Source organism: Streptomyces sp. NTH33 (assembly GCF_003236365.1).
In the GTDB taxonomy this organism is placed as follows: Bacteria; Actinomycetota; Actinomycetes; order Streptomycetales; family Streptomycetaceae; genus Streptomyces.
In genome coordinates this window covers 1-5,830 of record NZ_POTZ01000432.1, presented here as the reverse complement: position 1 = coordinate 5,830, position 5,830 = coordinate 1, and the positions used below count along the sequence as shown (strand labels likewise).

Here is a 5,830-nt window from a genome sequence, read left to right as displayed (position 1 = left end):
CACCACCTCCGACCTGGACGATCTGCTGGCCAGACTCGACCGGCACACCACCGATCACCACGAAGAATCCTCCGCCGAGCCAGCTACATGATCAACCCCCGAAGGACTTCCGGTCCGAACCACTAAGTTTCTGTCCGCCGCGTTCCCGTGATCACTGCTTCACCGGGAGGCGTCATGGTCGTGATGGCCCTGCTCCTGCCGGTGATGCTCCTGCTCATGCTGTTCGGGCTGGACGCCTTCGAGAACTTCTTGTTCCCCCCGTCGCCAGCGCCCCCTCCGGAGGAAACCCACCAGAGCACCACGACGGACCGCCCCGATCACGAAGAATGAGACATCCGGGAATCGTCACCGTGGCCAGTTCTCACCTACGAAGCCACGCAACGGTCCCGCTCGCGGTGCACACCCGGCGACGGCGCTGAGCACGTCGGCCGGCTCCGGGCCGACCAGCAGCAGGGCGCCCGCCGCGCCGGCCAGACCCGTGACCACTCGGAGCCGGGCCCGTGGCCGAGCCGGCTACGGCTACGGCTGCGGCGCGCTCGGCAGTCCCGGTGGGCGCCGGCCGGGGGTGCGCTGGACGGCAACCGCGGCGGCGTCGTCGGCCAGGTGCCCGCCGGCGTGGGCGAGCAGGTCGGTGCGCAGGTGGTGGACCAGCGCGGAGGGGCCGTGGTGCGCCCAGGAGGCGGCGCGTTCGGCCAGCGGGTAGAAGACGCCCCGGGCGTCCCGGGCCTCGATCACCCCGTCGGTGTGCAGCAGCAGTATGTCTCCGGGCTCGAGCGTGAAGGTGTCGACGTGGTAGGCGGCGGCGGTCAGGTCGCCCAGGCCCAGCGGCGGGGCGGGGCAGGCGGCGTGCAGTATGGAGACCTTCTGACCGTGCAGCAGCAAGGGGGGCGGATGCCCGCAGGTGACCATGTCCACCTGCGGCGGCGCGTCGGGGATGTCGAGGATGGCGGCGGTGATGAAGCACTCCCCGACCTGCTCCGCCTCGGCGGCATCGGCCAGGTGCCAGCACACGCTGTGGTCCAGGTAGGCCGCGAGGGCGGGCAGGGTGGCCTGGCGGTGCGCGGCCTCCCGAAAGGCGCCCAGCAGCAGGGCGGCGTCGCCGATGGCGGTCAGGCCCTTGCCCATCACGTCACCGATGATCAGCCGGGTGCCCGTGGGGGTGCGGACGGCCGCGTACAGGTCGCCGCCGAGCAGGGACTGCTCCTGCGCCGCCAGATACACCGATCCCACCCGCAGCGGGCCGATCCGGTGTGGCAGCGGCCGCAGCACCACCCGCTGCGTGGCCTCCGACACCCTCCGCACCAGCGCCAGCTCACGGGCGTGCCGCTCGCGCAGATACCGGAAGACCGTCACGATCACCGACACCACCAGCAGGGCGGCGAACTGCGAGCCGAAGGACATCGTGCCGCCCAGCAGGTGGCCGCCGTGAAGGCCGATGACGAGCATGCCCACCACCGCCAGGGCGGCCACCGCCCCGGTGACGAGGGTGGAGGCGAAGGACGCGGCGAGTGCGGGCGCCACGATCAGCAGCGACGGGCCCAGCGGCAAGCCGTGCGGGGCCAGCACATCGACCAGCACGATCACCACGATCAGGCCCAGCGGCAGCGCCAGCAGAGCGTCACCGGCCTGCCGTGAGCGAGGGCGGTGCGCACACCGCTGCCGCAGGCGCATGTTTTCTGCCTACCTCCTCCCGGGCAGCACCGCAGCGCAGGAACGCGGCGGGAGCACGGGCCAGCCCTGCCCATGCCACCGTGAACAGCAACACCCTGGCGGCACTCGGCTTGACTCCGTTGGGGATCTTCTGAGGTTTTCGTGTCGGGGTGCGGGGGTTTGTGGTCGGGTGCAGGCCGGAAGGTATGAGGTGTCCCGATGGTGGCGGCCTGACCGCGCTCCAGCGTGACCAGCGGGAGCAGGTCCGCTTCCAGGCCGCCGGGATGTTCGCGCAGGGGATGCGGCCGCCGCAGGTCGCCGAGCGGTTGCGCATCTCGCAGAAGCCGGCCCGGGCCTGGCACGTCCAGTGGCGCGCGGGCGGGATCGAGGCGCTGCGCTCGAGGGGGCCCAGCGGACCGTCCAGCCGGTTCAGGCCGCAGTGGCGCACGGAGCCGGCCGTCCTGCTGGCGCAGGGCCCGGCGGCGCACGGCTGGGTCGAGGACCAGCGCTGGACGCCGGCCCGGGTGGCCACCGTCATCGGCCGCCGCCGGCACGTCTCGCTCAGCGTGCCGCAGACCTGGCGGCTGCTGCGGCAGATGGGCTTCACGGCGCAGGTGCTCCCCCAGCCTTCGGCCGGGAGGTACCCCCAGTGCACCGGGCCGCCGAACGCGACGAGCAGGCGGTGGCCACCTGGGTCGAGGAAGTCTGGCCGGTGGTGGAACGAGGGTGAGGGAGCGGGACGCCTGGCTGTGCTTCGCCGACGAGTCCGGCCAGGGCCTGCGTCCGCCCAGGGCCCGCACCTGGTCTCCCAGGGGCACGACCCCGGTGGTGAGGGTCACCGGCAGGGGCGGCGGGCGGGTGTCCCTGGTCAGTGCGGTGTGCTGCCGCCCCGGGGAGCGCACCCGGCTCGTGTACCGGATGCTGGTGCGCCATCCCGGCCGCAGGGGTGAGAAGAAGGGCTTCCAGGAGCGGGATCTGGCGGCCTTCCTGGACGCAGTGCACCAGGAACTCGGGTGCCGGCCGATCGTGCTGGTGTGGGACGACTCCACCCAGCACACCGATCGCGCGATGCGTGCCCTGCTCGCCGCACGTTCCTGGCTGGCGGTGTTCCACTTCCCGCCCTGTGCACCGGACCTGAATCCGGGCGAGGGCGTGTGGGCGAGCCCGAAGAAGACGCCGGCCGACCTGGCCGCCTGCACCACCGACCAACTCGCCGCGCTGATACGGACCCGGCTCAAGCGGATGCAGTACCGTCCGGGCCTCCTGGACGGCTTCATCGCCGAGACCGGCCTCGTCCTGACGCTATGACAGGAGCAACGCACCCCGACGCGAAAACCTCAGATGCTCGGCGTAGTCGGCCTGTACGTACCCTCCGGCCCCGGCGCGCCGAACGAGGACGCCGCGCATGGCCGGCTGCTGTTCAACATCGGCAAGTTCTGGGAGGAGGGGCTGCAGATGGCAACCGGCCAGGCCAGCGTCAAGGCTGCAACCAGCAGCTGCGCGACCTCATCATCGCCGGCCGCGCCAAGCCGAGCTTCGTCGTCTCCAAGCGGCTGCCGCTGGAGGGGACCCCGGACGCCTACCAACGGTTCGACAAGCGGGGAGAGGGCTACTCGAAGGTCGTGCTCAAGCCCGACCAAAAGGCCGCCTGAGCCGATGTAGCCGGCCGGTGCACGGTCAACACCCCCGACGTTGGCCGTGCACCCCCGGCGCGCTCGAGCTATAGGGGTGAACATTTATGACCGCAGAGCTGTGGCGGCGGTTGGCCGCGGAGGCGATCGGCACCGCGCTACTGGTGATCTTCGGGGCGGGCTCGTTCGTAGCCGCCTTGGCGGTGGGCAAAGGCCAGCTGGGCTACGCCGCGATAGGGATCATCGGCCTCTCGTTCGCTTTCGTCATCGCCGCTGCCGTCTACGTGTTCGGCCCCGTCTCCGGGGCGCACATCAACCCTGCGGTGACCATCGCGCTGGCCGCGATACGACGCTTCCCCTGGAGGGAGGTCGTCCCTTACGTCGTCGCCCAGCTGGGCGGGGCGCTCGGTGGCGGCTTGCTGGTCAACGTGATCTTCGGCTCGTCTGCCCTGACCGCCAACGTCTCCGGCGGCACGGTGGTCCAGCCCGGCCATACTTACCTGCAGGCTGGCGTGGCCGAGGCTCTGGGAACCGCGCTGCTGTTGTTCACCATCATGGCGTTGGCCGTGGACGCGCGTGCACCGACGGGCTGGGCCGGGCTGGTCATCGGCCTGGTGGTGGCCTGTGAAATCATGGTCATCGGCCCCATCAGCAACGGCTCGGTCAACCCTGCGCGCACCTTCGGACCCTACGCGGCCACGGCTGTCTTCGGCGGCCATACGCCGTGGCAGGAGTTCTGGCTGTACTGGGTCGGCCCAGTGATCGGCGCCGTCGTCGCCGCCGCGGCCTACGTGTTCGTTGCCCAACCTCGACCCTTCACACCGCCGCCCGGACGAACGCCCGAAGCCGAATAACACCCCAGCATGACGGCCTGCGCCTTCGCCCCGACCACCCGCGGCTGCCCCCGTGGAGACCCTGGAGCGGTGCGCGGAGCTGGCGGAACGGGCCAACGCCGAGTTGCTGGCACCGCTCAGCGAGGCAGAAGGTCGGCAGCTGATGGAGCTGCTGATTCGGGTGTACGAGGCGTAGCGCCGGCCTACGCCGCCGAGGTGGCTGTGGGAGATGCCGTTGCAGTCGCCCGGGGTGTGGTGCGTTTATGCGTGAGGGCTATACCGACGACCAGTCCGATCGCGATGGCGGTGACGATCGTGACCAGTTTCTGCAGGTCTTGGAAGCCTTCGATGCGGTAGCCGCCGGCCAGGGTGGTCAGGCCGCGCATGCCGAGCGAGCCGACGGTGAGGGTGAAGAAGCCAGGCAGGATGAGGATCAATCGGGGCGGGGCGGCCGGGTTGCGGTCCAGCAGATTGGCCGTGGCGGCCAGCACGACCGCGGCGACGAACGTGCCCCCGGTCTCCCGGACCACCAGGGTGAACAGCGACTGCACCCCGACCGTGGCGTAGACCAGTACCAGAAGGATCCAGAAGAAGCGGTAGGGGATCGCGAAGGCCAGGATCGTGCCGGCAGTGAACGCGACCCCGGCCAGGAACATCGCCCACAGGGGCAGGTCGGCGTGGGCGGCGGTGTCGAAGAGGGCGCGAGCGGGGGTGCCGGTGATGAAGATGCCCAGGAGGACGCCGAGGTATAGCTGGACAAGCAGGAACGTGGAATAGACGAGCCGGATCGCGCCGGTGGTGATCAGGCCGACGGCCAGCTCGGTGGTCGACGCGCTCAGGAAGTCACCCGGAACGAAGTAGAACAACGCCGGGAGCATCAGCAGGACCGGGCCGCCGTGTGCCGGATCGCTGGCAAACAGTTCGATCGTGACGACGGAGATGACGGCCGCGACCACCAGCGGGAGAATCTTGGACAACCGTGGCGCACGGACGGCGGCGACCACGAGCGCCGCGGCGACCGCGCCCAGGGCGGCCGTGGTGGCGATCTCGTACCAGGTGCGCTGCACCAGTGGGGCGAAGCCCAGGGAGAACAGCAGGACACCGAGGAACTTCAGCCACCACGGGTACGGCACCGGAGCGGCATCGATCCGCGCCAGCCTGCGGTCGGCCTCGCTCACCCCCAACCCGCCCGCCTCCACGTCTGCCAGAAACGGCTTCAGCGCCGCCACCTGGTCGAGTCGGAAGACCTCCGGGAAGCCGTGTACGGAAACGGTCCGGGTGCTGCCGTCCGCCGCGGTGACCGTGAGTACGGCCGCGTCGGGAACGAGGACGAGGGACGCCTGACCGCCGAAGGCTTGGGCGCTGGTACCCACGGCTCGCTGGATCGCGTAGGCGCCCTCGCCGGAGGAGCGCAGCAGAAGGGCAGTCAGGCGGGCCAGGAAGACGGTCAGATCGTCCAGGCCGGCGGCCGTATGCTGCCCCACGTCCACCCCCTCGTGCCGGCTCCCGAAAATATCAGGGTGCGCGACAATGGCCTACACGTTCTCGGGTCGAGCGGGCGGCGTTCCCCCCCCATTCGGCCCACGCTGAGAGGGCTTCTCGAAACCGAGTGTGGGGGCTGGGTTCGTGCTGGTCAGGCATGGTGCCGGGGTGGGTGAGGTAGGTCCGGTGCGTCCGTGGTGGTGGCGTGCTGGAGGTGCGTGATGGCGTCGGTGC

5 protein-coding genes and 2 pseudogenes are annotated in these 5,830 nt (G+C 70.6%); 5 read left to right on the top strand and 2 right to left on the bottom strand.

The window, feature by feature from the left end; translation table 11 throughout:
* Positions 1-174 precede the first annotated feature (174 nt).
* A complete protein-coding gene (locus C1I97_RS40210) occupies positions 175-330 on the top strand; it encodes a hypothetical protein (RefSeq protein WP_181446969.1) in 156 nt (51 codons plus the stop codon).
* 189 nt (positions 331-519) lie between these two features.
* Here C1I97_RS40210 and C1I97_RS29685 read toward each other — a convergent pair whose 3' ends face one another.
* Positions 520-1,671 (bottom strand): PP2C family protein-serine/threonine phosphatase, encoded by a 1,152-nt coding sequence (locus C1I97_RS29685; RefSeq protein ID WP_111006193.1) that lies wholly within the window; start codon positions 1,669-1,671, stop codon positions 520-522.
* A gap of 185 nt (positions 1,672-1,856) precedes the next feature.
* On the opposite strand from C1I97_RS29685, the pseudogene C1I97_RS43050 reads away from it, so the two are divergent.
* From C1I97_RS43050 to C1I97_RS41900, 4 genes and pseudogenes are all read left to right on the top strand, one after another.
* Positions 1,857-2,958: pseudogene (locus tag C1I97_RS43050) on the top strand (IS630 family transposase).
* Between the two features lie 36 nt (positions 2,959-2,994).
* Positions 2,995-3,302, top strand: a pseudogene (locus C1I97_RS41905) (aldehyde dehydrogenase); the annotation flags it as partial.
* An 86-nt stretch (positions 3,303-3,388) separates the two neighbouring features.
* A complete protein-coding gene (locus C1I97_RS29665; RefSeq protein ID WP_111006191.1) occupies positions 3,389-4,135 on the top strand; it encodes an MIP/aquaporin family protein in 747 nt (248 codons plus the stop codon).
* 52 nt (positions 4,136-4,187) lie between these two features.
* Entirely contained in the window at positions 4,188-4,310 is a 123-nt protein-coding gene (locus C1I97_RS41900) for a hypothetical protein (protein WP_258382796.1), read from the top strand.
* Between the two features lie 7 nt (positions 4,311-4,317).
* On the opposite strand, the gene C1I97_RS29655 is transcribed toward C1I97_RS41900, so the two are convergent.
* Entirely contained in the window at positions 4,318-5,598 is a 1,281-nt protein-coding gene (locus C1I97_RS29655) for a threonine/serine exporter family protein (RefSeq protein ID WP_111006194.1), read from the bottom strand.
* Positions 5,599-5,830 lie beyond the last annotated feature (232 nt).